General features: G+C 66.9%; 30 protein-coding genes. 17 read left to right on the forward strand and 13 right to left on the reverse strand.

The window, feature by feature from the left end; genetic code table 11:
• Nucleotides 1–30 precede the first annotated feature (30 nt).
• On the forward strand, nucleotides 31–489 hold the full coding sequence (locus GA0070613_RS24825; RefSeq protein ID WP_089014487.1) for a hypothetical protein: 459 nt from the start codon (nucleotides 31–33) through the stop codon (nucleotides 487–489).
• A gap of 145 nt (nucleotides 490–634) precedes the next feature.
• Here the strand turns inward: GA0070613_RS24825 and GA0070613_RS24830 are convergent, their stop codons facing one another.
• Both GA0070613_RS24830 and GA0070613_RS24835 read right to left on the reverse strand, forming a co-directional pair.
• A complete protein-coding gene (locus tag GA0070613_RS24830) occupies nucleotides 635–1,480 on the reverse strand; it encodes an LLM class flavin-dependent oxidoreductase (protein ID WP_231929446.1) in 846 nt (281 codons plus the stop codon).
• 318 nt (nucleotides 1,481–1,798) lie between these two features.
• Nucleotides 1,799–2,689, reverse strand: coding sequence for an alpha/beta hydrolase family protein (locus tag GA0070613_RS24835; protein ID WP_456299192.1), 891 nt, complete (start codon nucleotides 2,687–2,689; stop codon nucleotides 1,799–1,801).
• 131 nt (nucleotides 2,690–2,820) lie between these two features.
• Between GA0070613_RS24835 and GA0070613_RS24840 the strand changes: the two genes are divergently transcribed.
• Nucleotides 2,821–3,402, forward strand: coding sequence for a TetR/AcrR family transcriptional regulator (locus tag GA0070613_RS24840; RefSeq protein ID WP_089014490.1), 582 nt, complete (start codon nucleotides 2,821–2,823; stop codon nucleotides 3,400–3,402).
• Nucleotides 3,403–3,675: 273 nt separating this feature from the next.
• Here GA0070613_RS24840 and GA0070613_RS24845 read toward each other — a convergent pair whose 3' ends face one another.
• From GA0070613_RS24845 to GA0070613_RS32365, 3 genes are all read right to left on the reverse strand, one after another.
• Entirely contained in the window at nucleotides 3,676–4,539 is an 864-nt protein-coding gene (locus GA0070613_RS24845; RefSeq protein ID WP_089014491.1) for a hypothetical protein, read from the reverse strand.
• Between the two features lie 139 nt (nucleotides 4,540–4,678).
• Nucleotides 4,679–4,963, reverse strand: a complete 285-nt coding sequence (locus GA0070613_RS24850) for a DUF6228 family protein (protein ID WP_089014492.1) — start codon at nucleotides 4,961–4,963, stop codon at nucleotides 4,679–4,681.
• Nucleotides 4,960–5,115 (reverse strand): hypothetical protein, encoded by a 156-nt coding sequence (locus tag GA0070613_RS32365; RefSeq protein ID WP_157746515.1) that lies wholly within the window; start codon nucleotides 5,113–5,115, stop codon nucleotides 4,960–4,962. The genes GA0070613_RS24850 and GA0070613_RS32365 overlap by 4 nt, the downstream gene beginning before the upstream one ends.
• A gap of 340 nt (nucleotides 5,116–5,455) precedes the next feature.
• On the opposite strand from GA0070613_RS32365, the gene GA0070613_RS24855 reads away from it, so the two are divergent.
• Both GA0070613_RS24855 and GA0070613_RS24860 read left to right on the forward strand, forming a co-directional pair.
• Nucleotides 5,456–6,361, forward strand: a complete 906-nt coding sequence (locus tag GA0070613_RS24855; RefSeq protein WP_197698976.1) for an NAD-dependent epimerase/dehydratase family protein — start codon at nucleotides 5,456–5,458, stop codon at nucleotides 6,359–6,361.
• 9 nt (nucleotides 6,362–6,370) lie between these two features.
• On the forward strand, nucleotides 6,371–7,231 hold the full coding sequence (locus GA0070613_RS24860; RefSeq protein ID WP_074318720.1) for an RNA polymerase sigma-70 factor: 861 nt from the start codon (nucleotides 6,371–6,373) through the stop codon (nucleotides 7,229–7,231).
• Between the two features lie 247 nt (nucleotides 7,232–7,478).
• Here the strand turns inward: GA0070613_RS24860 and GA0070613_RS24865 are convergent, their stop codons facing one another.
• A complete protein-coding gene (locus GA0070613_RS24865; protein WP_197698977.1) occupies nucleotides 7,479–8,153 on the reverse strand; it encodes a methyltransferase family protein in 675 nt (224 codons plus the stop codon).
• 64 nt (nucleotides 8,154–8,217) lie between these two features.
• Here GA0070613_RS24865 and GA0070613_RS24870 point away from each other — a divergent pair, with 64 nt between their 5' ends.
• On the forward strand, nucleotides 8,218–9,111 hold the full coding sequence (locus tag GA0070613_RS24870) for a site-2 protease family protein (RefSeq protein ID WP_157746516.1): 894 nt from the start codon (nucleotides 8,218–8,220) through the stop codon (nucleotides 9,109–9,111).
• Nucleotides 9,112–9,523: 412 nt separating this feature from the next.
• Here the strand turns inward: GA0070613_RS24870 and GA0070613_RS34065 are convergent, their stop codons facing one another.
• The gene (locus GA0070613_RS34065; RefSeq protein ID WP_257548903.1) at nucleotides 9,524–9,652 is read right to left on the reverse strand and encodes a hypothetical protein; all 129 of its coding nucleotides are present in this window, start codon (nucleotides 9,650–9,652) and stop codon (nucleotides 9,524–9,526) included.
• A gap of 5 nt (nucleotides 9,653–9,657) precedes the next feature.
• Here GA0070613_RS34065 and GA0070613_RS24875 point away from each other — a divergent pair, with 5 nt between their 5' ends.
• Together GA0070613_RS24875 and GA0070613_RS24880 are read left to right on the forward strand one after the other, a co-directional pair.
• A complete protein-coding gene (locus tag GA0070613_RS24875) occupies nucleotides 9,658–10,242 on the forward strand; it encodes a DinB family protein (protein WP_089014494.1) in 585 nt (194 codons plus the stop codon).
• Nucleotides 10,243–10,253: 11 nt separating this feature from the next.
• Nucleotides 10,254–10,535 carry a YrhB domain-containing protein gene (locus GA0070613_RS24880; protein WP_089014495.1) on the forward strand — a complete coding sequence of 94 codons (282 nt, stop codon included), beginning with the start codon at nucleotides 10,254–10,256 and terminating at the stop codon, nucleotides 10,533–10,535.
• Between the two features lie 129 nt (nucleotides 10,536–10,664).
• Here the strand turns inward: GA0070613_RS24880 and GA0070613_RS24885 are convergent, their stop codons facing one another.
• Nucleotides 10,665–11,351, reverse strand: coding sequence for a hypothetical protein (locus tag GA0070613_RS24885; RefSeq protein WP_157746517.1), 687 nt, complete (start codon nucleotides 11,349–11,351; stop codon nucleotides 10,665–10,667).
• 268 nt (nucleotides 11,352–11,619) lie between these two features.
• Here GA0070613_RS24885 and GA0070613_RS24890 point away from each other — a divergent pair, with 268 nt between their 5' ends.
• On the forward strand, nucleotides 11,620–12,243 hold the full coding sequence (locus GA0070613_RS24890; protein ID WP_089014497.1) for a hypothetical protein: 624 nt from the start codon (nucleotides 11,620–11,622) through the stop codon (nucleotides 12,241–12,243).
• Nucleotides 12,244–12,609: 366 nt separating this feature from the next.
• On the opposite strand, the gene GA0070613_RS32370 is transcribed toward GA0070613_RS24890, so the two are convergent.
• Nucleotides 12,610–12,975 (reverse strand): hypothetical protein, encoded by a 366-nt coding sequence (locus tag GA0070613_RS32370; RefSeq protein ID WP_157746518.1) that lies wholly within the window; start codon nucleotides 12,973–12,975, stop codon nucleotides 12,610–12,612.
• Nucleotides 12,976–13,183: 208 nt separating this feature from the next.
• Here GA0070613_RS32370 and GA0070613_RS24900 point away from each other — a divergent pair, with 208 nt between their 5' ends.
• Together GA0070613_RS24900 and GA0070613_RS24905 are read left to right on the forward strand one after the other, a co-directional pair.
• On the forward strand, nucleotides 13,184–13,495 hold the full coding sequence (locus tag GA0070613_RS24900) for a transposase (RefSeq protein ID WP_157746519.1): 312 nt from the start codon (nucleotides 13,184–13,186) through the stop codon (nucleotides 13,493–13,495).
• Entirely contained in the window at nucleotides 13,492–14,418 is a 927-nt protein-coding gene (locus GA0070613_RS24905; protein WP_089014500.1) for an IS3 family transposase, read from the forward strand. Before GA0070613_RS24900 ends, GA0070613_RS24905 begins: the two co-directional genes overlap by 4 nt.
• A 225-nt stretch (nucleotides 14,419–14,643) precedes the next feature.
• Here GA0070613_RS24905 and GA0070613_RS24910 read toward each other — a convergent pair whose 3' ends face one another.
• Together GA0070613_RS24910 and GA0070613_RS24915 are read right to left on the reverse strand one after the other, a co-directional pair.
• A complete protein-coding gene (locus GA0070613_RS24910; RefSeq protein WP_157746520.1) occupies nucleotides 14,644–15,303 on the reverse strand; it encodes a hypothetical protein in 660 nt (219 codons plus the stop codon).
• A 151-nt stretch (nucleotides 15,304–15,454) separates the two neighbouring features.
• Nucleotides 15,455–16,117, reverse strand: coding sequence for a hypothetical protein (locus GA0070613_RS24915; RefSeq protein ID WP_197698978.1), 663 nt, complete (start codon nucleotides 16,115–16,117; stop codon nucleotides 15,455–15,457).
• A gap of 332 nt (nucleotides 16,118–16,449) precedes the next feature.
• On the opposite strand from GA0070613_RS24915, the gene GA0070613_RS24920 reads away from it, so the two are divergent.
• The 3 genes from GA0070613_RS24920 to GA0070613_RS32375 all read left to right on the forward strand — a co-directional run bounded on the left by GA0070613_RS24920 (nucleotide 16,450) and on the right by GA0070613_RS32375 (nucleotide 20,886).
• Nucleotides 16,450–18,291, forward strand: coding sequence for a YobI family P-loop NTPase (locus GA0070613_RS24920; protein WP_089014502.1), 1,842 nt, complete (start codon nucleotides 16,450–16,452; stop codon nucleotides 18,289–18,291).
• Nucleotides 18,292–18,354: 63 nt separating this feature from the next.
• The gene (locus GA0070613_RS24925; protein WP_089014503.1) at nucleotides 18,355–20,085 is read left to right on the forward strand and encodes a hypothetical protein; all 1,731 of its coding nucleotides are present in this window, start codon (nucleotides 18,355–18,357) and stop codon (nucleotides 20,083–20,085) included.
• Nucleotides 20,086–20,385: 300 nt separating this feature from the next.
• Nucleotides 20,386–20,886 (forward strand): hypothetical protein, encoded by a 501-nt coding sequence (locus GA0070613_RS32375; protein WP_157746521.1) that lies wholly within the window; start codon nucleotides 20,386–20,388, stop codon nucleotides 20,884–20,886.
• A 420-nt stretch (nucleotides 20,887–21,306) separates the two neighbouring features.
• Here the strand turns inward: GA0070613_RS32375 and GA0070613_RS34515 are convergent, their stop codons facing one another.
• Together GA0070613_RS34515 and GA0070613_RS24940 are read right to left on the reverse strand one after the other, a co-directional pair.
• Nucleotides 21,307–21,501, reverse strand: coding sequence for a DUF2625 family protein (locus GA0070613_RS34515; protein ID WP_197698979.1), 195 nt, complete (start codon nucleotides 21,499–21,501; stop codon nucleotides 21,307–21,309).
• 450 nt (nucleotides 21,502–21,951) lie between these two features.
• The gene (locus tag GA0070613_RS24940; protein WP_089016178.1) at nucleotides 21,952–22,788 is read right to left on the reverse strand and encodes an SMP-30/gluconolactonase/LRE family protein; all 837 of its coding nucleotides are present in this window, start codon (nucleotides 22,786–22,788) and stop codon (nucleotides 21,952–21,954) included.
• A 231-nt stretch (nucleotides 22,789–23,019) separates the two neighbouring features.
• On the opposite strand from GA0070613_RS24940, the gene GA0070613_RS24945 reads away from it, so the two are divergent.
• The 4 genes from GA0070613_RS24945 to GA0070613_RS33720 all read left to right on the forward strand — a co-directional run bounded on the left by GA0070613_RS24945 (nucleotide 23,020) and on the right by GA0070613_RS33720 (nucleotide 25,768).
• Complete coding sequence (locus tag GA0070613_RS24945; protein ID WP_089014505.1) at nucleotides 23,020–23,973, forward strand: NAD(P)-dependent alcohol dehydrogenase; 954 nt, start codon at nucleotides 23,020–23,022, stop codon at nucleotides 23,971–23,973.
• A gap of 193 nt (nucleotides 23,974–24,166) precedes the next feature.
• Nucleotides 24,167–24,760 carry a hypothetical protein gene (locus tag GA0070613_RS24950; RefSeq protein ID WP_157746522.1) on the forward strand — a complete coding sequence of 198 codons (594 nt, stop codon included), beginning with the start codon at nucleotides 24,167–24,169 and terminating at the stop codon, nucleotides 24,758–24,760.
• A 277-nt stretch (nucleotides 24,761–25,037) separates the two neighbouring features.
• Nucleotides 25,038–25,637, forward strand: coding sequence for a tyrosine-type recombinase/integrase (locus GA0070613_RS24955; protein WP_231929447.1), 600 nt, complete (start codon nucleotides 25,038–25,040; stop codon nucleotides 25,635–25,637).
• Nucleotides 25,571–25,768, forward strand: a complete 198-nt coding sequence (locus GA0070613_RS33720; RefSeq protein WP_231929449.1) for a tyrosine-type recombinase/integrase — start codon at nucleotides 25,571–25,573, stop codon at nucleotides 25,766–25,768. The genes GA0070613_RS24955 and GA0070613_RS33720 overlap by 67 nt, the downstream gene beginning before the upstream one ends.
• Nucleotides 25,769–25,822: the final 54 nt, after the last annotated feature.

A 25,822-nucleotide genomic window follows, 5' to 3' on the forward strand; every position in this document is an offset into this window, starting at 1 on the left:
CGCACGGCCGCCTCGATATGATCGTCCACCATGTCCGATCCGCCGTCGCAGTCCGTGCAGAAGAGCAGGGCTCGCCGGCTCAGTTGGACGCTGGCGGTTGTGACTGCCCTGCTCCTCTTCTGCGGGCTGCCACTTGGGTTCGCTCGGTACTCCGACCGCAACGAATCGCGCGAAGCGGACAAAGAGGTCGACCGATACCTGACCCTCGTACAAGGACGCGATCGCCCGGGCGCTGACGGGATGCTCTGCAGCGGAGACGACGACACGAGCGCCGTCGAACTGCCCGGCATGAACCAACCAGATTGGCACCTCCCCCTCGTGGAGTCCTTCACCATCGTCAACACATGGGATTGGTCATCGGTGACAGACGGCCACGGGAGGGGTTACCAAGTCCGACTGGTGTTCGCCGACAGATCGACCGCCAAAGTCGAGCTGGCGGTGGAGGTGATAGCAGACGACCCGTGCATCGCTACGGAGATTCCGTTCTGAACGAGCAGACCTCCGCTACCGCCACTGAGCGGGACCGCCGGCGGCATCCGGATCTGTCGAATTGAGCATGTGCCGATCTCTCGAACTCTCCCGCGCTCGGCAACGGCCGCGGAAACGCGATGCGAAGGTTCCCTCGGCGGCTGGGTTACTGGGCCGGCGTGGTGATGAGCTCGTCGGTGACCCACTGTGCGACGTTGGCGGGGTAGGGCGCGGGCAGTCCGAGGACGATGTGCTGGAAGCCGGCGTCGATCGCTTTGCCGATCGCGTCCTGGGTGATGCTGGGCTGGTCGTAGGAGACCTGCAGGACGATGGATCGGGTGATCGAGGCGGGGTCGCGCCCGATCTCGGTGCAGTAGCGGTCCAGCAGTGCGCTGCGGCTGACGGCGTCGTCGATGTCGCCGCCGGGGATGTTCCACAGGTCGGCGTGCTCGGCGGCCACGCGCAGCACGGCGGCCGAGCGTCCGCCGACGAGGATCGGCGGGTGGGGGCGCTGGATGGGTTTGGGGTTGCAGAACGCTCCGGTGAGACGGTGGTAGGTCCCGTGGAAGTCGAACGGGTCGGCCTCGGTCCACAAACGCCGGATGACGGTGCACGCCTCGGCGAGGCTTCCCACGGCGTATGCCGTGTCGTGGAAGGGCAGGCCGTGTGCTTCATACTCGCGCCGGGCCAGGGGGTGGCTGGGTCGTGAACCCGCACCGATACCGAAGTCGAGCCGTCCGCCGGAGACGATGTCGACGGTCGCGGCGATCTTGGCCAGCATCGCGGGCGGGCGGATGCGGTTGCTGGTCACGAGCAGGCCGAGGCGCAGTCGTCGGGTCTGTGCGGCGAGGGCCGAGAGCAGGGTCCAGCCTTCGTAGGTCGGCCCGTTCGGGTCGCCGCCGATCGGCATGAGGTGATCGAACAGCCACGCGTGCTCGATCTCCGGGATGGTGTCTGCCTCGCGCCAGACCCGCAGGACGTCGTGGTAGTCGACCTGTGAGGGTGCGGTCATGATCCCGAAGCGGGGCCGGGGTGTTTGCGGCATAGGGCCGTCAGTCCTTTCGTTTCCGTCCGTGATCTTCTTCCCGGCGTCGTAGCCATGCGAGTGCCGTCCGGACGGTATCGACGGCGGGCCTCACCGAGTGGGCCCTCCCCTGGGCTGCCTGCGGGCGGAGCGTCTTCCCGTGTGCCCTTTCCGGGCGCGGCGACAAGGCATTGAATGCCTTGTCGCCGCGCCCGGACCACGGAAAGGTGAACATTCCCATCCTGATCGTAACTATCGATAGAATGTGAGTTCACCCATTCGGGTACGCGTGGAGTCCGCTTGTCTTTACTTGGATTCGAGGCGGCCCAGGGTGCTCTCGACCGGTGCCGGCCAGATGGAGTCCTTGAGGCCGAGGGCGTCGCGAAGGTAGGCCCACGTGAGCCGCTGGATCAGGGCAACCCGCTCGGGGCTCTCGTCCGTCGTCGCTTTGGCTTCGTAGTCGGAGATGCCGCCGAGCGAGTGCTCTGCTCCGAACAGGGTGAGCAGGTTCTCGCTGCCCGGGCTCAGGTGATACGCATCGGTGAACCAGTCCGGCCCGCGGACTGACAGCGGGGAGTCGTCCTGGTCGCCGGCGACGACGAGGGCCGGGGTGGTCATGTCCACGAAGCTCGGGCTCATGAAGGGGAAGTGCTCGGCCGCGAACGGGGAAAGGTCGGCTCCGCCCCGGCCGGTTACGGCCAGCAGGACGCCCGCCTTGATCCGTGGGTCGGACATGTCCTCTCCTGGGTTGCCGTTGGCGTCGAGGACTCGCGCCCCCAGCAGCGTGCTCGCCGTCTGGGCGCCCCAGGAGTGCCCGGCCACGGCGATGCGGGTGCGGTCGAGGCGTCCAGCAAGGCCGGGGACGGACGACTCCAGCAGGTCGAGCTGATCGAGGGTGCGCTTCAGGTCGTCGACACGGATTCGCCAGATCAGCGGTGTGCGGGGGTCGTCGGGCGGGAGGTTCAGTGTCCGCGAGTCGAGGTGGGTGGGCTGGATGACGACGAAGCCGTGGGAGGCCCAGAAGTCGGCCAGAGGGTCGTAGTTGGTCGCCGACTGGCCGAAGCCGTGCGAGAAGACGATGACGGGCAGTTCGTGGCCGGCCGTGGGTGCGGAGACCCGTACCTGCAGATCGTCGCCGCGATCCGGGGCCTGCAGCGTGATGGGGTGCACCGAGATGACCGGCGTGGGCTCTGGCATTGCGTGCATGGTCGTTCCTTCGTGACTTGGCATTTGGCCTGCCGTTCTGGCATGCTGTGAATGCGGAACTCGGTTCCGTTAAAACATACGGAACATGGTTCCGCTTTTCAAGGGATGTGACGGGGGTAACGGTGGCCGGCACGGGCAGCGGATCGGGTGCTGCGCGAAAGCAGCGGGCTGATTCCCGGCGCAACGAGGCGGCGCTACTGGAGGCGGCCGCCGCGGCGTTCGTCACCTCCGGAGTCGATGCGCCTGTGCGTGAGATCGCCGCCAAGGCCGGCGTCGGCGTCGGCACGATCTACCGCCACTTCCCCACGCGGGCCGATCTCATCGTCGCGGTGTACCGGCACCAGGTCGAGGCGTGCGCCGAGGCCGGCCCGGCGCTGCTGGCGGAGAGCGCCACACCGCACGCCGCCCTGGCAAGCTGGATCGACCTCTTCGTCGACTTCCTGGTCACCAAGCACGGCCTGGCTGAGGCGATGCGGTCCGACGATGCCGCCTTCCAGACGCTGCACGCCTACTTCCTCGACCGCCTCGTCCCCGTCTGCGCCCAGCTGCTCGACGCCGCAGCCACGGCGGGCGAGATCATCCCCGACATGGACGCCCTCGTCCTGATGCACGGCATCGGCAATCTCTGCATCGGCGCCGACAGCCCTAGCTACGACGCGCGCCTCATGGTCGGACTCGTCATCGCAGGCTTGCGGCTCCACTAGCGCTCAAGGAAGTACGCGGCGCGCGGTCGCCCGCAGAGACGCGGCAAGACGGTGTCATGATGCTCCGCGAATGATGATGCCCGGTGGTGGGACTCGCGGTGAGCCACTAACAGAGCCGAACCTCCGCCCGTCCGCCATCCGCATCTGCCGCGATCCGCGCGCTGCGGAGCGTGACCACCCAGCAGCAGCCCTCGGAGTGTCCGGACATGCCGATGAGAGTGCGTCGAGCCGAGGCCGAATGACTTCGGCGTGTGGCTGGTTGCTTGGACACGCTCAATGTCCTAATCGCGCTGTGATCGCGATCAGGACGATAGCTGCGGCCGGCAGTATTCCGGCCCCGACCGCGAGAGCGATCATGCCGACCCGGGTGGTGGTGACAACCGCGTCATCGGTGTGAGTGGCGGGCGGTACCTCGCCCAGCATCGCGACGATCCGTTCGACCGTGCGCACCTGGCAGCGGCCATTGGTACGGTACTGACCCCCACGCAGGTCCCACAGCGGTGAGTCGACCCGGAAGTACACGTGGTCGCCATTGGTCAGGTCGAGACGGACCTCGACACCGCGGCGGGAGAACTGACCGAGCAGGTGACGGGGCACGCTGATCCGGTGCAGCGCTGTGTCGATGTGCAGGTGCCGGGGTGTCATGACGAACCGGGCCGCCGGCCCGGCCAGGTAGCAGCCAGCGGCACAGGCGGCCGCCAGCACCAGTTCGAGCAGGCTGCCCAGGCGGGGCTGGGTGTCCCAGTTAACGAGAGCGGCCAAGACGAGCCCACCACCAGTGATAGCCATCATCAGATAGGCGATGCCGCTGCGGCGGTGCACCGAGCATGACCGCGCCTCGACGTGGTGTACCACCGCGGACGGTGCTGGTACCGGTGGAAGAGACGCGTTGCGGTAGCGCAACGCACTTGCTGAGCTGATCCGCCCGGCAACCGCCACGATGAGGGCGACCGCGCCGAACGTTGCTGGGAGCCCGTATCCCGCGTCCCCACGGGCCGCCTCGGCCGGGGTGCGGGTCGCCCACAACACCACCGCAACACCCAACAGCGCGAGCCCAACACCCGACACGATCAGCGTCAGGCGCCAGGTCCACACCAGCGCGCCGTTGTCGTGCCACTCGACCGACCGCCGACCCACCGCACACTCCCCAAACAGTGCCCGGCCACATCGACCGGCGAGGGTCACGATAGAGCCATCAGACAAGGGCCTGCGGCATGCCGCACAGATCCACCGCGCTCACATGCCGCCGATCGCGCGCCTCCGACTTGGAGCCGCGCTACGAGACCAGGTCGCCGAGTTCGGCGACGAGACGTCGCATGTCCTCGCCGGCGTCAAGGGTCACCATGACGGATGCCTCCCACGCACTCGGGTCGTAGCCCCGAGGGCCCCGGATGACGAAACGGAGATTGACGTGACCTCGTCGGTCATGCGTCGCGTCGATGCGGAGGTCGTGTTCTAGTGACTCCCAGGCGCGCAGGCCGTCCCATCCCTCATAGGACTCGGCGAGGTCGGCTGCCCACGACACGATCCTGTCGACATTGAGCGTCCGGACCGAGGTCACAGCACGGACGCCGTCATCGCCAGCTCGCACCGCAGGTCGAGTACCTCGTCGTTCCACGGCCGCTCGGCGCTATGAAGACGGACGGACCCAAGCCCCGCCTCGGCGGTGATTTCGACGCCGTCATTCAACTGCCTCAACACCGGGAAGAGCATGCCACTGGCGCCCGCTGGCGTCGCGATGTTTTGACGCCCACTCCCCGAGTCGCGCGCTACGCAACGTCACGATGCTCGGTCGGGTCGGCGTCCGGTCGTGCCGATGACAGTGCACTCGATCATGCCGATGAGAGGTGCACCGACTGAGGCGTCGCCACACCTTTCCCGTGGGCGTTTTCAAGCCTGCATCGCCAACTCGGCACCGAGACGACTATCGAGCTGCCACAAGATCCTCTCACTGTTGGAATTCAAGGCCCGGAGTGGAGGACTCGAGTGACCGGGGTCACGCCCGGGTATGTCACGGATCGGAAGGCCGCCTTGTCCCATGGCCATGACGGAGATGAAGAACCAGAGTGTGATCGTGGCCGGAGCCAGTGGTGTTTTCGGCCGGCACATCCGCGAGGCGCTGACCGACGCCGGGCACACCGTGCTAGGCGTGGGCCGCGGCGAGGGCAACGAGATCCGCGCCGACCTGCTCGACCGCGACGGACTGCTGCGGGCGTTCGAGGGGATCAAGGCCGACGTCGTGGTGCACGCCGCGACCGCGTTGCGCAAGCCGCCGATGACGCACAAGGGCATGTTCGGCACCGACGACCTGCGGGTCACCGGGACCGCAAACCTGATCGAGGCGGCCAAACTTGCGGGCGTACGCCGCTTCATCGGCGAGAACGTCGCCGTCGGCTACGGCTACCGCGACTTCGGCGACCGCGTTCTGACCGAGGCCGACGAGTTCGGGGCGTCCGTGACGGACCCGAACATCAACCGGCACCTGGAGGGCATGCGGGAGAAGGAGCGCTTGCCCCGGGAGTCGGGGCTGGAGGCGATCTCACTGCGATTCGGCTTCTTCTACGGGCCGGGGGGCACCGAGACGATGGTGCACATGCTGCGGAAGCGACAACTGCCGGCGTTCAACGACCACGGCCACATCTCGCCGTGGACGCACCTGGCCGACGCGGCCGCCGCCGTCGTCGCGGCGATCGATCGCGGCCGGCCCGGTGAGGCGTACAACGTCGTCGATGACCACATGGGCTTCGGGGAGATGATCCGGGCGATCGCCGAGACCTTCGGCACACCCAAGCCGTTCACCGTGCCCACGTGGATGATGGCGGTCGCGCCCTACATGCACCTGATGCTCGGCGTCACCATGCGGGTCTCGAGCGAGAAGGCCCGCCGCGAGCTCGGGTGGCAGCCCGCGTACGCGACGGTGCTGGACGGGCTGCGGGCGCAGGCGCTCGGTCACGTCTAGCCTGTTCCCATGATCGATAGCCAGGTCTTCGCTCAGCATCGGCGGCTGCTCTTCGACGTCGCGTACCGGATGACGGGGAGCGTCGCCGATGCCGAGGACATCCTGCAGGAGGCCTGGCTGCGGTGCCGCGACGTCGACGGCGGCCAGCTCGCGAACCCCCGGGCGTACCTGGTCAAGACCGTCACCAACCTCTCGCTCAACCAACTCACCTCGGCCCGCGCCCGCCGCGAGACGTATGTCGGGCCGTGGCTGCCCGAGCCGGTGCTCACCGCGCCCGACGCGGGCCAGGAGGCCGAGATGGCCGAGTCGATCTCGATGGCGATGCTCGTCGTCCTGGAGACGCTCACCCCCGCCGAACGCGCGATCTTCCTGCTCCACGACGTTTTCGGCTACAACCACGCCGAGGTCGCATCCATTCTGGACAGGTCCGAGGTCGCGGTGCGGCAGACCGCGGTCCGGGCGCGGGCGCACGTCGCGGCCCGCCGGCCTCGCTTCGACGTCGACCAAGGCGTACGCCGAGAAGCAGTGGACCGGTTCCGCAAGGCCTGTGCCGGAGGCGACCTGAACGCGATGATGGAACTCCTGGCGCCCGAGGTGATCTGCTGGTCGGACGGCGGTGGCAAGGTGACCGCGGCCCGCCGGCCGCTGGAAGGCGCCGACAACGTCGCCCGCTGGCTGCTCGGGGTCTTCGCCAAGCCGGAGACGCAGAACACACGGCTCGTGATCACCGAGATCAACGGCGGGCCGGGCATCCTCGGCCTGGCCGACGGGCAACCGGCCGGGGCGATCTGCCTCGACTTCGACGGCGAGCGGATCACCGGCGTACGCATGCAGGGCAACCCGGACAAGCTCCGAGGCCTCACCCGCTGATCCCACCCCCCCCCCGTCGATCATGAACCTAAGATGATCCTCAACGGAACAGTTCCGGATCACCGTTCCATTCAGCCAGCCACATCAACGAGTACGCCGACAAGCGGTAAGTTGAACAGCCAGCGACCTGGTCGGCCACCGCAAACACGGCCACGTCGCCCTCAACGCACGGATTTGCCGAGATGAGCGCGCTGCTGCCGCGCGAGCGACTGCCCGCCGGAGGAAGCATTCGACTCTGTAACAGGAACTACCAAATGTAGGGGATAAGCCGAGCGCGGCTTGCTGCGAACTCACGGTAGCGGTTGCCCAGTGCGGCGGTCAGGGCGCGTTCCTCGAAGCGCAGACGGTGGATCAGAGCGGTCAGTACCAGGAAGACCGCGCCAACGGCGCTGAGCCAATTCCCCACCATCAAGCCCGCGCCGGCGAAAGCGAGGACCAGGCCGGTGTAGCTCGGGTGGCGCAGGATGCGATAGGGGCCGCGTTCCACGACGGGCTGGTCTTCGCTGGTCTTGACCACGACGGTGAAGTACTTCCCCAGGCTCACGAATGACCACCAGCGCAGCAGCAGTCCCAGCCATCCAAGCACCACCCCAAGCGCGAACAAGAACACGCCACCGCCGATGACCGCGCTTGGGGCGACAGCCCGGCCGAGGGGCAACATCAAGATCCCGGCGAAGAACATCACCCTGAACAATGCCTCTGCCCGCACATCGACGCGCGTCGCGCCGCGACGTGACCGGAACGCCTGCACGAGTTCGCCTGCCAAGAAAGCGCCGACACTGACGAGAAAGACGGTGCGCGCCGGGTTCGACAGCTCCTCGTACGGCACTGGCATAGAGCCAGTGTCGTCGAGACACGTCACCATGTACAACCGCGCTGTGCCCTCTTCTGCCGCGTTCAGGGCGTTGATCCACCCCGTCACGCACGAAGGGACGGCCAGCTGCGAGGCCCCCGGCGCTAGCGCAGGCCTGCTACCGTCGCCGGTCATGAGCGACCCGTCGTTGGACCGCCAGTTGCGCCCCGACGTACGGCCGCAGCCAGCCGCGCCCGTGACTGACCAGACGGTCGCCGACATGCATAACGCCGTAATGGGCGGGCGTAGGACCTGGCGGGCCAAGGTAGGGAAAGTCGGCGGCGGCACCGCAGTCGTCGGCGGTGCGACCCTCAAGGTGCTCGGCAAGATTGTGTTGATCGGCAAGTTCGGGCTGTTCACGCTTCTGAAGCTCAAGACGTTCCTTAGCATGCTGATCTCGATCGCCGCCTACGCGACCTTCTGGGGCTGGAAGTTCGCCGTCGGGTTCGTCCTGCTGATGTTCGTGCACGAGCTCGGGCACGTCTTTGCGCTCCGGCTACAGGGGATCAAGGCAAGCGCGCCGATGTTCATCCCCTTCATCGGGGCGTTCGTCAACATCGAGGGCGAACAGCGGTCCGTCTCGCAGGAGGCTGTCTCCGCGCTGGCCGGACCGTTCGCGGGCCTGCTCGGTGCGGGTGCCGTGCTCGGCGTCGCCGAGTCGATGAACTCGGACTTCCTGCGGGCGCTGGCCTACACCGCCTTCTTCCTCAACCTCTTCAACCTCTTCCCCGTGCTGCCGCTGGACGGCGGACGGGTCGCGGGTGCGCTGCACCCGGTGGTCTGGCTAGGCGGTATGGCTGCCGCGGTTGGGCTGATCATCTGGCACCCGTCGCCCGTCTTCTTCTTCATCCTGATCCTCGGGGGCGTGGAGACGTGGCACCGTTGGCGCGAGCGCAGATCGGGACGGGCCAACGAGTACCTCAGCATCGAGACGTCGGTCCGCTGGCAGATCGCCGCAGCCTACGTCTTCACCATCGCCGTGTGCCTGATCGGCATGGACGCCGCCTACATCCCGCGGCCGTTCTAGCCGCACCGGCCAACATCAGCAGCCCTCGCCCTGGTCAGCGTCGTCTTCACCTTGCTGAACGGCCGCATGTCGGCGATGAAGCAGGCGACACCGCCGTCGTGGTGGCGGCCGTTCCAGACCGGGTACGCCCTCGCCCTCAACCGCTGGACCGGACCACCATCGCCCCGTCTTCGACGACGATGACGCGCGGCGTGATTAGGTCGCCCCCGTCCTCCCACACCTGTGCCAGCCATGGCTCGCCACCCGGCAGTGAACGGATGGCTGACCCGCGTCGGGCGGCCCTCGATGCGCGGATCTGCCGCGATCCGAGCGCTACGGGGCGTCACGCCGAGCTGGCCTGGTTGCCGTCCGGACGTGCCGATGGCAGCGCGTTGGCTCGGTCCTGCATGTCGTCTCAGCGTTAGAGGTTGTCTCACGTGGCAAGTTTCGCGAGCTTCTTGTAGCAGGTCAGGGCGGCGGCCATGGCCAGGCCTCGGCTCTGCCAGTCGTTGCGGACCACGTACGGGATCTTGAGACCACGAGCAGCCCATGGCAGGCTCATGCCGCATGATCGACGAATTCGCGAAAGACAACCTGCACGGGAGACTGCGGCGGGACCGCAAGGCGCTGCTCTGGAAACTCGACGGCTTGTCCGAATACGACGCCCGCCGACCTTTGACGGCGACCGGGACCAACCTCCTCGGCCTGGTCAAACACGTGGCCACCGTCGAGGCCAGGTACTTCGGCGAGGTCTTCGACCGCCCTTCCCCGGAACCGCTGCCCCGGTGGCAGGACTCCAACGGCAGCGATCTGTGGGCGACTGAGGACGAGACCCGCGATCAGATCATCGGGTTCTACCGGCGCACGTGGGAACACTCGGACGCGACGATCAACGAGCTTCCCCTCGACGCCCCCGGCCACGTGCCGTGGTGGCCGGAGCCTTATGCCGACACGAACCTGTTCGCCATCATGGTCCATGTCCTCGGCGAGTCCATCCGGCATGCCGGGCACGCCGATATCCTGCGCGAGGGCCTCGACGGCCGGACCGGGTTGCGCGCCGAACACGAGAAGCAGATCGACGAGGAAGCCCGTGCAGCCTACTGCGCGAAGATCGAGCAGGCCGCCAGGTCGGCCGCACCAATCAAGGCTTAAGGGACACGAGCATGACCGATGAAGAGGCTCGCGAGGTCGCATTTGCCTTCCTCGCTGACCGCATTGACAAGGTTCGCACCGGTGAATGGGTGATCATCGGTGCGTGGGAGCACGAGACCGCATGGTCCGTGGGCTACCAGTCCCGCGCCTTCATCGAGTCAGGCGACATACACGATTCGTTGGTAGGCAACGGACCTGTGGTCGTGCCCAAGTCCGGCGCGGATCCATGGCTGGCCTGGTCCGGTCGGCCGGTGGAAGAACAGATCGCCGAGGGGCGACCCACCCTCGGCTGAACGCACTGACATGCCGCGACTCGCGCGTGCTCGCCGACCGAGGCGATCACGCTCGGTAGCTAGCCTCTGAGTCGAGCGGGCATCCTGAACTGTCGATGAGCGCGCTGCCGATCATGTTGGCAGCTGCGGTCAGTGATCGGGTAGGTGCCGTAGCCCGTCGTGGGTGCCGATCGTCGGGCGGTAGTCGGGCCGCGCGGTGTACATGTTGATCGCTCGGGCGGTGAAGGCAGGGTCGGCTCCGGTCGCGATCATTGTTCCGGGCCGGATTCCGCGTCGTACGAGCAGTTCGGGGTGGGCGAGGCCCAGTTTGACGCCGTGACGGGCGGGCCGAGCGGTGGGGGCTGCCTCCCACGGTACGAAAATTGAGCCGAGGGGTTGTCGGTCGAGTATGCCGTCGGGGCGGAGGATCATACCGAACCTTCCGAGTGCGCCGTACCACGCCAAAGGCAGCAGGAGAAGCAGCAGTGCCGCGACGGCGATCTGCAGCCGGTCGGGTCCGAGGCCGCGGTGGGCGCGCTCGGCGGCCCACACCCACGATTGCACGGTGATGACGGTCAGCATGCCGGTCGACAGGAGAGTGCCACCGTGCGGCGGCGCGGCGAAGGCGCCTGGGTGTGGCAGGAAGGTCGCGGGCCGGCGCGCGGATGACGCGACGATGCCGGCGACGGCGAGCGACATCGTGAGAAGGGCGAGCAGCGCTGCGCAGACAACGGAGACGATCGGGATCTGCGCTTGCAGGAGCGATCCAAGGGCAACGGCGGTGCACAGCACGCTTACGAGGAACATCCACCGATGTCCGATGATCTTGCTCAACATGAGGTGCATCGTACGGTCATCGCGCGACGTCGGCGAGCAACGAACGGCTGCGCTGATGGGCCTTACCGTGCCTGAGACCGAGCTTGCAGCGGTGCGCGGATCTGCCGCTGTCCGCGCGTTGGCCCCGCCCGGCGCAGTGCGCTGTCGTGCCGACGAGCGGATGCTTCGAGTTCATCCGGACCATCGAGTACGAGACCATCGGGCGGTGCCTGGCAGCCACAACGGGGCTGTCGATCACTTGGAATCTTGTCGTACTAGTCTTCGCCGCATGGCCTTGCGACCGGACGAGTTCTATGACCACGCAGTCGCCGTCGCGGACAGCGAACGCCGGCTCCCGTTGGCGCGCATGACGGGATGGGAGATCAGCCCGTTCGAGCCGGACGGACTGCGCGTAGCGCCGTTGCGCCCGCCGGTGCTCCCGGAGCCCGCGCGGCACGGCGAGGATCCGTCGGACTGCAACGCCTGCCGCGACCGGGACGAAGGGATCTGGTTCAACGATCACTGGCGCCTGGTCCGGATTCCGGGAGTGGGCGTCCCGCTGGTGCTCATGCTGTATCCGCGCGATCACTACGACATGGCGGATCTACCTGACGAACTGGTCGCCGAACTGGGGCTATTGAGCACTCGCATCGTCCGCCACATGCAGGCACTGCCGCACATCTCGCGGGCCCACGTCTACCGCATCGGAGATGGTGGCGCCCACCTGCACGTCTGGTTCTTCGCTCGGCCCGAGGGGCAGGCCCAATTGTACGGGTCGTGGCTGGTCGTCTGGGACGACCTGCTACCGGAGTACCCGGCGGACGTCGCAGAAGCTGACGCTGAAATCGTGGCAGACGCGTTGGTCGCGTGCCACGGAGGCCACCGGTCGCCCACTAGCGAACCGGCCGCCTGACCGGCCTGATCCACGATCCGATTGTCACCGTCACGGCTGTTACCACCGCCGCCGTGCGGATTTGCCAAGGTCACGTATCCGGATCTGCCGCGATGCGCGCCCATGTCGCGCACCGTGAGGGCCTCCGCGACGCCCTTTGAGGATCATGTCGGACAGCAGGTGGGACGCGGGGTTCAAGCATGTCCCGTGACAGGACGGCCGGCTGATACCGATCGTCATGCAGGTCCTGAGACCGGACAGCCGGCTGCCGGCGTGTGATCCGACGACAGATCCGCGACACGTGTCCGCCAGGTCACGTGCGACAAGCGCCAAACCTAGGCGGCGAGCCAGTGGGCGGCGCACGCTACTGAGCGGTCCCCGTGGACATCAGGGGAAACAGGGACGCAGGGGGCCACAGGGCAGGATCGGTACGAGCTCCCACCAGGAGCAGCAGACCACAAGCGCCGCCAACGTGGTCACCACAGCGATCAGCAACGGGACTCGGCCACCCCGAATCTTGCGATACAGCAACGCCGCGCCAGCGGTAAGGCCGAGCGCGGGCACAAGCGCATATGGCGTCAGCGAGACCGCGAAAACGCTGGCCATCCCTTCCGGATCATCTCGAGCAGCCACAGAAAGGAAGACAAGACCTGCCACCGACAGCCACGCCAACCCGGCCAGGATTGCGGCAAGAACAAGGCCGGCTTGGGCCATGCGGTGGCCCTTCCACCCACCATCAATCGCCGACCGCACCCGGACTCGTCCGCGTCTGTTGGCTCCAAGAGCACTGTCCGCCCCCCCGACTTCTGCTGCGCCACGCGTTCGAGGATCCACCACAGGCACAGTGTCCGGGAAGTCGTCGCGCGGTGCCGCCGCCCTGATCCGAGGCCAGGGATGAGCCACCCCCGCTTTCATGGAGCTTCTTGATCATGGTCTGATGGCCATGGGGAGGAAGTCGTCCGTGGCAGCACCGAAGAAGTACCCCGATGAGCTTCGCCAGCGCGCTGTGCGCTTGTATCGCGAGTCGGACCCGAAGCCCGTGATCCGGCGCCTGGCCGAGCAGCTCGGCGTGCATCACGAGGCGTTGCGGAACTGGATCAGGCAGGCCGAGGCCGATGCGGGTGAGCGCACCGATCGGCCCACCAGCGAGATGGCCGAGGAGAACCGGCGGCTGCGCAAGGAAGTCGCGGAGCTGCGGCGGGCGAACGAGATCCTGAAAGCGGCGAGCGCGTATTTCGCGGCGGAGCTCGACCCGACCCGGCGGCGGTCATGACGTTCATTTATGAACACCGTGACCAGTTCGCGGTCGCGCTCCTGCTACGGGTCCTCGGCATCGGCGCGTCGACGTACTACGCGTGGGTCAAGCAGGTCGAACAGCCCTGCGACCGCGACGTGGTCGACCTGGGTCTGGTCTCCAACATCCACGAGATCTGGGAGGCGTCCGGGCACACCTACGGCGCGGACCGGGTGCACCGGCAGCTACGCCGTGACGGTATCCGCGTGGGCCGCAAGCGGGTGGAGCGGCTGATGGCGCAGCAGGGCTGGCAGGGCGCGTTCCTGCGCCGAGGCTGGCGCGGCGGGTCGACCCGGCAGGACCCGCGGGCGACGCCGGCGCCGGATCTGGTCAACCGGCAGTTCACCGCCGCCGGGCCGAACCGGCTCTGGGTCGCCGACGCCACCCGCATCCCCTGCGGCGAAGGCGTGTTCTGGCTGGCCGCGGTCCGTGACGCCTTCTCCCGCCGGATCGTCGGATGGAAGACCTCCGACCGCTGCGACACCGACCTGATCCTCGCCGCACTCGAATACGGCATCTGGTCCCGCGACGTCCGCGACGGCCAGTTGATCCACCACAGCGACCGCGGGTCGAACTACACGTCCTTCCGCTTCGCCGAACGCTTACAGGACAACGGGATCCTGCCCTCGATGGGCTCCGTCGGCGACTCGTACGACAACGCGCTCATGGAGAACTTCTGGTCGACGCTGAAGATCGAACTCGTCTACCGCACGAGCTGGCGCACCCGCGACGAGGCCGAGAACGCGATATTCGCCTACATCGACGGCTGGTACAACACCCGCCGCATCCAGAAGGAACTGGGCTACCTCAGCCCCGACGAGTACGAAACCGCCTGGCACACCCGCCAGCACAACCCAGCTGAGCCAACCATCGCTACCCCTGCACCAGCCGGCAGCAGGTAACCACCGCTCCATCAAAGCGGGGGGAACTCAGGACGCGGCTCTTTGGCATCGGCCATGGCGCGATTGTGGCACCCGCTCGCAATCAGTCACCGCCCGTACATACAGCTCGTGGGTCAGCCACACATCCGCACATGCCGCGAAGCGCTCGTCATGGTAGGTAACCGGATCGCGGGTGCCTGCATCCGGACGTGCCGAATAGCGGATGGAAACCTGCTTCAAGGTGTGTCAGCCGCGACCACCGTGGGCGACGGTGACCCGAGAGTCGGTGATCCTCCCCACTCGGTGCACGAACGAATACGCCAAAGGCTGCCAGTCCCAGAACTCAATCCCGAGATTGCCGTAGCCCCAGTCGCTGTCCCAGTCGGCCAGCGGCCTACGCAGCCCACAGTCTGGACAACCAACCTCGCCCGCCGGCTCGCCGCGCTCCCACTGCGCCATAGCCTCCAAGGCCTCGTCATCCTCTGGCTCGACCGTGTGTTGGCAGACCGGACAGTGCAGGTTGTGACCCCATTCAGACCAGTAGATGTTGCGGCCGATGATGAGCTTCGCTGTGCCGAGAAGATCCCCGTCGACCCCCGCCTGCCAACAAGAGCAAGAGGTGGTCTGCGCGGCCTGCGATCCGGCCGGATGCGCCTGCTCCGCATTGAGCTCCGGCAACAGAATCTCTTGTCGCAACAGCCACTCTCGCAGCCGCTCGCCGACCTCCGCCGCCGTCTGCAACGTCACGTCCGTGCATACGATCGCCTCGAATCTGCGTGCCATAAGCCGGCAGGCTACCTGCTCATCGCCACGTCGAATCGCCCCGGAGCCGATTGCCAACGAGTCCCCGACGCCGTGGCCGCTGCCATCGTGCGGTGTGCGTACCAGATTCGAACGCACGCTCATGCCGCCGACCGTGCGGGCTGGGAGTCATCCGAGTGCGGTCCTCACCGAGCAACGGGCGGCGGTCTTGCGGAACCCGCAGCATGGCGAGCTGTTCATCGTTGACCAGCCGACGCAACCCTGCCCTGTCCACGCGGACACCCCGGGCCCGCGCTCAGTCCACGTCGGCCGGAATCGGGTCGAACGACGTTCCGTCCGCCGGGCCCACCTCGTGCAACCGCCCCTCCCGCACCAGGTACACGAAATTGTGCCGGGTCCGCGCGGCGAAGTCGGCCCGCTGCTCGTCGGTCCAGTCGTCGCGGTGGGTGCGGGGGTACTCGGCGTGATCCGGTTCGGTCAGCAGCCGGACCACGTAGACGGCGTTGGCGCGCACCTCGATACGCCAGCGGTCGTCGGGCCACTCGCCCTCGGCCTCGATGACGCCGTCGACGACGTGGTCGAAGGTGAACCTGTCCAGCGCGGGCGGATACACCCGGCCGGGCACCGGGTCGACCCGCTCGCGCGCGACGGTGGCGTCCTGCTTCAGGAACGTGTGCACCAGGTACCCCATCCAGAATTCGGCATCGTAGAACTTCTCGTGCTCGTTCCAGGCGATCGCGGTGCCGTCGGCGGTCGGCGCCCACTTGCACCAGTACCCGGGCTTGCTGGGGTCTGGATCCCTGGCGTCCTCGATCTCGTCGCCGTAGCCGAGGGCGTAGGGGCCGGCGGACCGGGGTTCGTGCCTGGTCTCGGCGAACGCCAGCAGGTAGTCGATCTCGTGCTGGTTCAGCGGAGGAGTGATCGTCACCTGGCCGGTGAACGTGGTCTCGTAACCCACGGCGGTTCCCTTCCACGGAGCGTCGCATGTGTATACCAAAGCGTGGAAGGCGCTGATTCGAGCGCACAGGAGTTCGGGAGTGGAGCTGACCGGCATGTTGGCGGAGACCCACTGGGAATCGCATCGACCTGCGACCTTTTGGGGCGTCCTACCGGATCCTCGGTTTCGAGGCTGAGGCCTGCCTGTCGGCGGCGTGGGAGCGCAGAAGCCGATCGCAAGATCTGAAATCGGCGAAGGTATCCGCTTCTCCCGCGAACAAGTCAGACCCCGTTCGTAAGATCTCGTCTATGCCACGAGTAGGCCGGGCCCGACGGTCCGCACCACGGCCCGACGTGCCGGTCCTTCGGAGTCTCGGACCCACGTATGAGGAGAACCTGCATGGGCGGCACGCAGCGGTCCTCCTCAAGGTCCTGGACGACAGGTCCGCGAGCGCCGCGACGAACATCGCGCTCGCGGGGCACTACGGCAGCGGAAAGAGCAGTGTCATCCGCGGCGTCCAGGCGGGTCTGGACGAGCGGAAGATCAACTGGGTCAATCTGTCGCTGTCGAGCCTGGGCATCGACGACACGAAGCGGGCGCGCATCCAGCCGGACGGGACGCTGCCGCCACTGACGAACCTCATTCAGAAGGAGATCGTCAAGCAGCTGCTCTACCGGAAGGCCCCCGCGGACATGCCGGGGTCGAGGTACTTCCGCATCGACTCGTTCAGGCCCTGGCCGGCTGCGTTCGGGGGCGCCGCGGTCGCGGTGGTGTTCTTCGTGATCGCGGTCCTGTTCGGGCTGGTGAATCGCGTGGAGAAGATGGGGCCCCAGGCCCTGGTCGCCAGTCGTGACTGGGTGCCGTGGGCCATCGTCGGTGGGCTCGGCGTGTTCCTAGGTGTGATCTGGTTTCTGGGTTTGCGTGCTCTGCGGAGCCGGGTGCGGGTGGAGAGCGTCTCCGCGGGCGGTGCGGCCGTCAAGCTCAGCGCGAAGGAGAACTCGTACTTCGATGAATTCCTCGACGAGATCGTCTACTTCTTCCAGAAGACGAAGACCCAGGTCGCAATCTTTGAGGACCTGGACCGGTTCAGGGACCCTCACATCTTCGAGACGCTACGCGAGCTGAACACCGTCTTGAACAACTCCGAGCAGATCAAGTCGCGGCCGGTTCGGTTCGTGTATGCGGTCCGCGACAGCATCTTCGAGCAACTTAAAGTCGATGCCGCCCCGGACGGCGACGCGGACGCCGATACCGATGCGACAGCGCTTCGTGCGTCCGCTCTGGAGTCCGCCCCGTCGGCGAACAGGACGAAGTTCTTCGACCTGGTCGTCCCAATGGTTCCGTTCATCACGCACCGTTCGGCGCGGGACCTGTTGGCGGCGGAGTTCGCCGAATCGGATGAGCAGCCTTCGACTGCGCTAGTGAATCTGGTCGGCGCGCATCTGACCGACATGCGCCTGATTCGCAACATCCGGAATGAGTTCGAGATCTACCGTGCCTCGGTCCTGGGAGAGAAGGGCCTCAAGGGCCTCACCCCGGACCGACTGTTCGCGATGATGGTCTACAAGAACCTCCACCTGGAGGACTTCGAGGCCATCCGACTTGGCACGAGCAAGATCGACGAGGCCCACCGCGCTTTCCGCGACATGGTCACGTATCAGACGGGCCACCAGGCAGCGGTCAGAAAGGAGGCACTAGACCGGATCGCGTCGAACGCCCTGTGGGACAAGCACGCGAAGGCCGCCGGCAAACGGCTCCAGGAGGTGCTGCCGATTGTTTACCGGGCGTCGCAGCGCGGTGGCCAGCCGGTCCTTCAGTACCAGTCGAAGCACTACGCGCTCTCGGACCTTACGTCCGGCGACTTTTGGAGGTTGCTGCACGAGACTCGCAAAGGGATGCAGTTCGCCCAACCCGGATACCATGGCGTAAACCTGTCTTTCGATGACGTGATCGCGCTGGTCGGGGATGGAGCCGCTGCGCTGGATGACGCCGTCGAAGCCGATGTCGCACGTCTCCAGCGCGCCTCCCGGGCCGCGCTGAAGACCAAGGACTTCGTCGCGAAAGCCACGATGGCGCAGCTCATGGCCAGGACGGACCTGGTCATGCTCACCGACGGCGGCGTCGAACGCAACCTGGAAGCCATCGTCGCCGACCTCGTGTCGCCCTTGGCCCACGACCTCCTGGCCAAGGGATAGATCGACGAGAACTTCACCCTGTACTGCTCGGACTACCACGGCATCGCCATCAGCGTCAGCGCGATGAACTTCATCCTCCACTGCGTCCAGGCCGACCGCGCAGACCACCGCTTCCGGTTCGACGAGGCTGCCTCCGTCGACGCGGTCGAGAAGGAGATGGGTGCCCGCTTCCTCGACGGCGAGAGCGTCTTCAACCTCCAGGTCTTCGACCACTACCTGCCCACGCGCCCCGAGCGGCTCGACAAGGCACTCGACACGCTCGTCATGCGCGCCGGGACCGACTCCTCCTTCATCGACGCGTACCTTACGGACGGCGCGTCCAGGGAACGCTTCGTAAGCCAAATGGCTCCTCGCTGGAAGGGCGCGTTCGTCCATCTGGTCGAGAAAGCACCGATCGACCTCTCGGCGGCCGTCGCGCTCGTCGATGCCGCTGTCCGCAGCGCTGATCCAGGCGTCGACTACGACTCCTCGGACCGGGTCGCGGAGTTCCTCTCGGAGCATTACGCCCAGATGCAGGCGTTTGTCGGGGCCGTGGAGACATCACAGGCCGCTGACGTGGCGGTCCTGGTTCGTCGTCTCGGCGCCCAGGTCAGCGACCTCGCGGTGCTGGGAGACGCACAGCGCAAGGCGGTGGTCACGGATAGCCTGTACCCGGTCACACGGGCGAACCTGTCCGCGGCACTCGGTGAAGGCACCCCGCTGGCCCTTGACGTGGTGAAGGCAACCAACGCGACCGTCTACCAGCACATCCTCGACAACCTGGACGGCTACCTCCATGCCCGCGAGGACGACGAAGTGACCGTCGATGCCTCGGAGGAGTTCGTCGCGGTGCTAAATGACGTCGCCGGCGCTGCCGAATCGGCGCTGCTGCCGGTCGCGAAGGGTGCGTCGGAGGCGTGCGAGGTGGCCGACCTGGAGGAACTCGACAGTACGGCATGGACCGCGGTGGTATCGGCGAGCCGGTTCGCGCCGACCGTCTGGAACGTGAGCCAGTTCGTAGCAAAGTTCGGCGTCAGCGAGGAACTGATGAAGATCCTGAACAGCCTCGACCTTACCGAGGTCGATGAGGTGGAGGAGGAATCCAGGTACGACCTCGGGTATGCGCTGGCTCATGCCGAGGACCTAGACCCGGCGGTGAGGGTGGGGCTGGTGGAGCAGCTCAAGCTTCCCGGCGGTCTAGATCGCGAACGCCTGACCGGCGCCGGGCTCAAGCTGCTCCCGGCGCTGCTGGCCGCCGAACTGGTGCCCGATGCTGCCGAGACTTATGCGCGCGTGGGCGGTAGCCCGTTCGCGTTCCGCGAGGAGTACTTCGCGGTGTCGAAATGCCTGGCGTCCTACGTGTGCGAGCTACCGCTATCGAGCGACGACCTGCCCAAGATCATGCGGAGTCGACATGTGGCACCGGCCGTCAAGCGGGCAATCGCCGACGACGCGGAGTACGTACACGGCCGGTTGTCCAGGCAGGGCGCGATCGCGATCTGCGAGTGGGCGGCCAAGGGCAATACCGTCTCGGTGGAGCTGCTGGTGAAGCTCAGCGAAGCCGGAGCGCCCGCCGAGCACATCCTGAGTCTGCTGGAACCCCACCTCCCTGACATCGAGCTGCCGGTGTTGGACCAGATTCTTCTGGCGCTCGGCGACGAGTACGAACCGCTCACCAGGGTCGGTGGCCACCGTCCGAAGTTGAAGGAACGGGACGGGACCGAAGAGCTGCTCAATGAACTAAAGCGCCGCGGCCGGGTCAGTTCGTTCGGTCGAGCGGTGTTCGGTGGCATCCGGGTCAACATGCGTCGCTGACACCCCGCCAACGGTTCGCAACCCGCACACGGAGTGATCATTAGGAACCATCGGTCTTGCAGGATGACTATCCACAATCGCGCTGCCCATAACGCACAACACCGATCATGATAGGGCATCCGGATCTGCCGCAATCCGCGCCCTATGCAGCGTCACGCCGAGCTGGCCTGGATGCCGTCCGGACGTGCCGAGTTGAGGATGTTCGGTCGACGGCAGTAGGGGATCGGCACGGGGCCGGTACCCCAGGATTAGTCGCCGTGGTGACTGCTGGCACAGGTGACGAGCGCCTACGGTGCGCACATGAGTAAGCCGCCCCCTCCGAGCCCCCCGCTGCTGATCGTCATTGCGATCGCATGGGTGGTCATCGGCGGCTGCGGTGCCTGCGGGTCAACGGTGATGCTCATATCAGCATGGCAAGCAGCGCACGGCAGCGGCCACACCGGCACATTCACCCTCACGGAACCCATGTCCTGCGACCACAATCCGCCACCACGGCACCGATGCGGCTGGTTCGGTGACTTCGTCAGCGACGACGGCACGGTGGTTCGGCGGCACATGGAACTTGACGGAGGCTTGCCACCCGGGGGCACGATCGGTGACACGGTACGAGCACGCGACACCGGAAGCCTCGCCCAGATCTATCAGGAGACCGACACCCAAGGGTGGAAGACCCCTGCCGGATTCCTCGCCGCGTTCTTGGGCGCCTTCATGCTCGGCATGCTCCCGCTGGAACCATGGTGGTGGCGTGCGCGACTACGGCAGAGGCGTGCCAGACGGGCACCGCGACCGGTGACCGGCTGATCGCTCGCATACCACAGCCATCGACGGAGTTCCCCGCTCCGGCGATGGCCATGCCCCCTTGCCGCGCCCACATCGCACGCTCATACCGCTGGTGGTGCGCCCTCATCACGCCAGATGGCCCGGCGCGGTGCCCCATCGGACCGACGTAGAAGATGCGCTGGCCACGGGGGATGCGGTAGCGAAGCGTCCGACGAACATCCGGATCTGCCGCCGAGCGGGCGTGGCTCTCAGTAGTTCATCGCTGCGGCAGAGCGTCCGGGCGCTCCCGATGAGTGTCAATCGTTGCTGAGAGTGCATTGTTGGGATCAAGCTGTGGGTGCTGACGCTGGCCGCGTCACACGACCGGGATGTGCATCGCCGTGGTGTCCGGTTCCGCGGCGAGCCGGGCAGTGAACTCGTCCTGCAACGAGAACAGCTCGGCTAGGGCGTCGGCCGCCGGCTGGTGCCAGCGAGGTCCTGGTGCGCTTCGTGTGACCACAGAAACGGGTAGACCCGCTTCTTTCGCCAGCCGGGCCAGCGCAGGGGCTCGTAGAAGGAGCCGGTGCCACCCTCGGCGATCCACGACAGCCAGGCGCCGTGACCAGCACCGAGGGACCCGTGATCTCCGCGTTGCACCGCTCGGATAGCACCCAGAACAAGCGGGACCAGCTTCTACCGCAATCAGAGGGTCACTATCGGTCGACGATGATCCCATGTTGTACTCGCGCTCAACCGTAGCCACTCGTACGCGGTAGTCCTCGTACCAAACTTCGCCGCCTCGTCGCTGAGCGACCAAATGCGCGGCCACCTGCTTCCAGCCGCGCGCCGCCACTTGATCCGTCCAGTAGGACACTGTGATCCCTAGGCCGTCCCCTCGCAGACTCGATGCCCAAGAACCCGGGTTGTTCCGTGGCGAGGGCCTCCATGGACGCGACCATCGCCGCATATCCCGTGGTCGCCATCCGAGCGAGTGGAAGTGAAGGTCACCGCAACGTACGGCGGCTCGGGCGTGTCAGCGAAAGGGCTGGCTCAACATGGGCCCAAGGGTGGCAGCGCCATGCCGGACCTGCGCCGGACCTGGCCGGGTCAAGGTCTCCCGGCTCCCGGTGCGGGCGCCGGGAACGCCACCAGCCTCCCGCTAGGTTGCGACGGTTCCGATCCACCCCACGTCTGGCCGACGACGAACAACCGCGGGTCCCGCCCGCGGCCGAGCGCGCAGGCGAAGGCGCCGCGATCAAAGCCGACGGTGGCCAGCACCTCGCCGCCCTCGCGTATCCGAACACAGCGCTGGTTGCCGACGTCGGCGTACCAGACGGCGCCCTCGGCGTCCATGCAGATTCCGTCGGGGTGGTCGGCGGGAGTCTCTGCCCACACGTGTCGATTGCTGAGGACCCCCTCGCCGCCGATGTCGTAGGCAGTAAGCCGGTTTGCGTACGACTCGGCAACGACCAGGGTCGCGCCGTCCGGGCTGATCGCCATGCCGTTGGGGAACGCGAGGTCGTCGGCTACCTGCTCGACGTCACCCTCGGGGGTGACAAGCACGACCAGCCCCGGTACGAACTCGCCCCCGGGAAAGTCGAAACCGATGCTGTTGACATAGGCGTTGCCCCGGTCGTCGACCACGATGTCGTTCCACGGCTTGTCCGAGACCGCGGACAGGTCAGCATGCTCGACCAGCGACCCGTCCGGCTCACGGCGCAGCAACCGACGCTGTGCCGAGTCCACGACGAGCAGCCGCCCGTCAGGCAGGAAATCGATGCACATCGGAAACGACGCGACGGTTGCCACCACCTCCTGGCTGCCGTCGGCGTCAAGCGCGATCACCTGGTTGGCGCCCCAGTCGGAGAACCAGACTCGCCCGTCGTGCCAGCGCGGTGACTCGCCGAAAACGATGCCTTCCATCAGAACTTCAGCTTCGCTCATCACGTTCTCCCTCCGCTCAACACTGGAGTAGACACGACTCGGCACCGGAACTCATCGCTCGTCCTCGACCGGCCACCACCCGAGCCCCCGGGCACCTACTCCGCCGTCGCCGGCAGCCTCCTTGTGGGTCAGCCGTTCGTCTCTGTGTGCTACCAAAGGCGTAGCCTGCTGGCCCTGGACGCCTCGGGTACTGCGGCTGGCCTACTTCCACCAAGGGCTAGGGGTACGCGGATGAGAGCGGTCGTGTACGACCGGTACGGGCCTCCTGACGTGTTGCGGATCGAGAACGTCCCCAAGCCCCGTCCCGCTGCCCGGCAGGTGCTCGTCAAGATTGCGGCGACCTCGGTCAACCTGAGCGATTGGGAGACCCTCCAAGGCTCGCCACTGTATTCGCGCATTGGTGGGCTGCGCTCCCCGGCACGCCGAACCCTCGGCTCGGACATCGCCGGATGGGTCGATGCGGTGGGCCCGGCCGTCACCCGGTTCCGACCCGGTGACGAGGTGTACGGCGACAACCTCATGCTCAAGGGCGGTTTCGCCGAGTACACGATCGCTCCCGAGTCGGTGCTGGCCCGCAAACCCGCGGCACAGACCTTTGCCGAGGCGTCGGCGATTCCGCAGGCGGGCGTGATCGCGTGGCAGGGAACTGAGGGCGCCGCAGCCGGGAAGCGGGTCCTGATCAACGGTGCTGGCGGAGGGTCGGGCTCATTCGCAATCCAGCTCGCCAAGCGACTCGGCGCCCAGGTGACCGGCGTCGACAACGCGGGCAAGCTCGACTTCATGCGGTCGGTCGGCGCCGACGAGGTGATCGACTACCGCAGCCAGGACTTCACCCGCAGCGGCCCATACGACCTCATCCTCGATCTGGTCGCGCACCGGTCGGTGCTCGCCTACCGCCGGGCACTGGCCCCCGGCGGCCGTTACCGGTGCGTCGGCGGATCGGTCCCGGCGCTGCTGCGCGTACTGACGATCGGCGCGGTGGCCGGCCGGCTCACGCACCGCCGCCTGGGCGTGCTCGCCGTCAAGGAAGGGCCGACGCACTTCGAACCGGTGGCCGACCTCTGCGCCACGGGCGACCTCGCCATCCACATCGACCGCACCTTCACGCTCGACGAGGTGCCCGAGGCGTTGGCCCACGTGGGTAACGGACGCGCCCTCGGCAAGGTCGTCGTGACCGTCAACTGACCAGCGACTGCGCACATCTGCCGCCGACCGGGTTGTCACGGTACGTGAGGGAACGTGCGGTGGCACTTGATGCGCAAGCCTGCCGAGAAGAGCGCGATCGCCGGGGCTTTGCGTATCGTCCTCGCGTGGCCGACTGTGGGATCCCTCTGCGCTGGGCACGGTTCTGGCCACCGCGGACGAAAGGCGAGCTGACGTGGGTACCGATATCGCTGGCGGGGTGGAGATCCGGCCGCACGGTCCGGGTTCACCCTGGATGCTGGCCGACGTCAGTTTGGATGCCCTACCTCGCCACTACGACGCCCTCGGGCTGCTGTTCGGCGTACGGAACTACGCCGGGTTCGAACCCGTCGCGCCCGGCCGTGGCCTGCCGGAAAACGCCAGTGCCGACCTGCTTGGTCTCCAGCTTGCAGACAGCGAACACGGTCACACCTGGGTGGCATGGACGCAGCTGGCCTGCATCGATTGGAGGGCGCGAGCGCCCCGCGTGGACGACCGGATCCATGAGTACAAGCTGACAAGCGAAGGGCCGCTCTTCAACGGCAAGGCCGGCCACCACGGGCGAGCCTGGCGCGCGGTGGCCGGCGAGCACGCCGATCCCCGGGGCAGCAGCTACCCGGAGGGAACCGAATGGCGTGCCGCCGACCGAATGTGGCGGGTGGAGCGCCTTTCCCACGGCGACGTGCTGCGTACCGACCCGCAGCTGCGCGCGCTGTTGGACACCATGCGCGATCTTGCCGAGCAGAATGGCGACGACAACGTACGGCTGGTTGTTTGGTTCGACAGCTAAGCAACTGGGGCCGGGACCCCCGTCACGACGAGCATCCTCAACTGCCGCGCAGAGGGCGTTGACACTGACTGCGAGCGGTAACGCACCGTGATGTATGACTACCTCTCCCGCTTCCGGTCCCGGTGTCGTCTCTCCTGATGGTGTTGTTCTCCGTGCGGCGGTTTCTGCCTACCTCGGTCGGTACCGGGGTGACTCGCGGCTGCACACCGAGTCCGACCTGCGCGTCTTCCTGGCCTGGTGCGCCAACCAGGACCTGGACCCGCTGCCGGTTGCTCGCGTGGAGATCGAGCGGTACGTGCGCTGGCTGCAGGACGCACGCCGCTTCCAGCCCTCGACCGTTTCCCGCCGGCTGTCGGTGGTGGTCGGTTTCTACCGCGTCTGCGTCATCGACGGCATCCTGCCGCACTCACCAGCCGACGTCCGCCGACCGGTCGTGCCACCCGAATCACCCACTCTCGGGGTGGGCCACCTACAGTTCGAAGCCCTGATCACCACCGCACGGCAGTCAGCCAACCCGAACGACTTCGCGCTGATCGCCATGCTCGGCCTGCTCGGGCTGCGCATATTCGAAGCCTGCGCCGCCAACATAGGCGACATCGGCGAGGAACACGGCCACCGCGTCCTGCGGGTGCACGGCAAGGGCGGCAAAATCGTCCTCATCCCGCTTCCGCCCGCCGTGGCCAGGGCCGTCGACCGGGCGGTCGACGGCCGCCTCGATGGCCCGATCCTGCGCAACACCCTCGGGGCGCGGATGACCGGCACGCGGCAACCCGCCGGCTCAAGCACCTCTCGGCCAGCGCCGGGATCCGGATGCCGAGGATGCACCCGCACATGCTGCGCCACACCTTCGTCACCACCATGCTCGACGCCGGCGTGAGCCTGCGCGACGTACAGATCGCCGCCCGTCATGCCGACCCTCGCACCACTATGCGCTACGACCGCGCCCGCAAGAACCTCGACCGGCACCCCAACTACATCCTCGCCGCCTACATGGCCTCCGGAACCTAGCGACTACGACAAGCGGATCTGCCGAATACTGGATGTCTCTCACTTCGACTTTGA

Origin of the sequence: Micromonospora inositola (assembly GCF_900090285.1) — a bacterium.
GTDB classification, from domain to species: Bacteria; Actinomycetota; Actinomycetes; order Mycobacteriales; family Micromonosporaceae; genus Micromonospora; species Micromonospora inositola.

Bases quoted from the DNA above. Each gene is read 5' to 3' on its own strand.
- GA0070613_RS24875 (WP_089014494.1), top strand. From the start codon at position 9,658: ATGATCGACGAATTCGCGAAAGACAACCTGCACGGGAGACTGCGGCGG.
- GA0070613_RS24945 (WP_089014505.1), top strand. From the start codon at position 23,020: ATGAGAGCGGTCGTGTACGACCGGTACGGGCCTCCTGACGTGTTGCGG.
- GA0070613_RS34065 (WP_257548903.1), bottom strand. From the start codon at position 9,652: ATGAGCCTGCCATGGGCTGCTCGTGGTCTCAAGATCCCGTACGTGGTC.
- GA0070613_RS24890 (WP_089014497.1), top strand. From the start codon at position 11,620: ATGGCCTTGCGACCGGACGAGTTCTATGACCACGCAGTCGCCGTCGCG.
- GA0070613_RS24835 (WP_456299192.1), bottom strand. From the start codon at position 2,689: ATGCCAGAGCCCACGCCGGTCATCTCGGTGCACCCCATCACGCTGCAG.
- GA0070613_RS24855 (WP_197698976.1), top strand. From the start codon at position 5,456: ATGAAGAACCAGAGTGTGATCGTGGCCGGAGCCAGTGGTGTTTTCGGC.
- GA0070613_RS33720 (WP_231929449.1), top strand. From the start codon at position 25,571: ATGCCGAGGATGCACCCGCACATGCTGCGCCACACCTTCGTCACCACC.
- GA0070613_RS24880 (WP_089014495.1), top strand. From the start codon at position 10,254: ATGACCGATGAAGAGGCTCGCGAGGTCGCATTTGCCTTCCTCGCTGAC.
- GA0070613_RS32375 (WP_157746521.1), top strand. From the start codon at position 20,386: ATGAGTAAGCCGCCCCCTCCGAGCCCCCCGCTGCTGATCGTCATTGCG.
- GA0070613_RS24885 (WP_157746517.1), bottom strand. From the start codon at position 11,351: ATGTTGAGCAAGATCATCGGACATCGGTGGATGTTCCTCGTAAGCGTG.
- GA0070613_RS24825 (WP_089014487.1), top strand. From the start codon at position 31: ATGTCCGATCCGCCGTCGCAGTCCGTGCAGAAGAGCAGGGCTCGCCGG.
- GA0070613_RS32365 (WP_157746515.1), bottom strand. From the start codon at position 5,115: ATGCTCTTCCCGGTGTTGAGGCAGTTGAATGACGGCGTCGAAATCACC.
- GA0070613_RS24905 (WP_089014500.1), top strand. From the start codon at position 13,492: ATGACGTTCATTTATGAACACCGTGACCAGTTCGCGGTCGCGCTCCTG.
- GA0070613_RS24910 (WP_157746520.1), bottom strand. From the start codon at position 15,303: ATGAGCGTGCGTTCGAATCTGGTACGCACACCGCACGATGGCAGCGGC.
- GA0070613_RS24940 (WP_089016178.1), bottom strand. From the start codon at position 22,788: ATGAGCGAAGCTGAAGTTCTGATGGAAGGCATCGTTTTCGGCGAGTCA.
- GA0070613_RS24860 (WP_074318720.1), top strand. From the start codon at position 6,371: ATGATCGATAGCCAGGTCTTCGCTCAGCATCGGCGGCTGCTCTTCGAC.
- GA0070613_RS24870 (WP_157746516.1), top strand. From the start codon at position 8,218: ATGAGCGACCCGTCGTTGGACCGCCAGTTGCGCCCCGACGTACGGCCG.
- GA0070613_RS24830 (WP_231929446.1), bottom strand. From the start codon at position 1,480: ATGACCGCACCCTCACAGGTCGACTACCACGACGTCCTGCGGGTCTGG.
- GA0070613_RS24925 (WP_089014503.1), top strand. From the start codon at position 18,355: ATGAACTTCATCCTCCACTGCGTCCAGGCCGACCGCGCAGACCACCGC.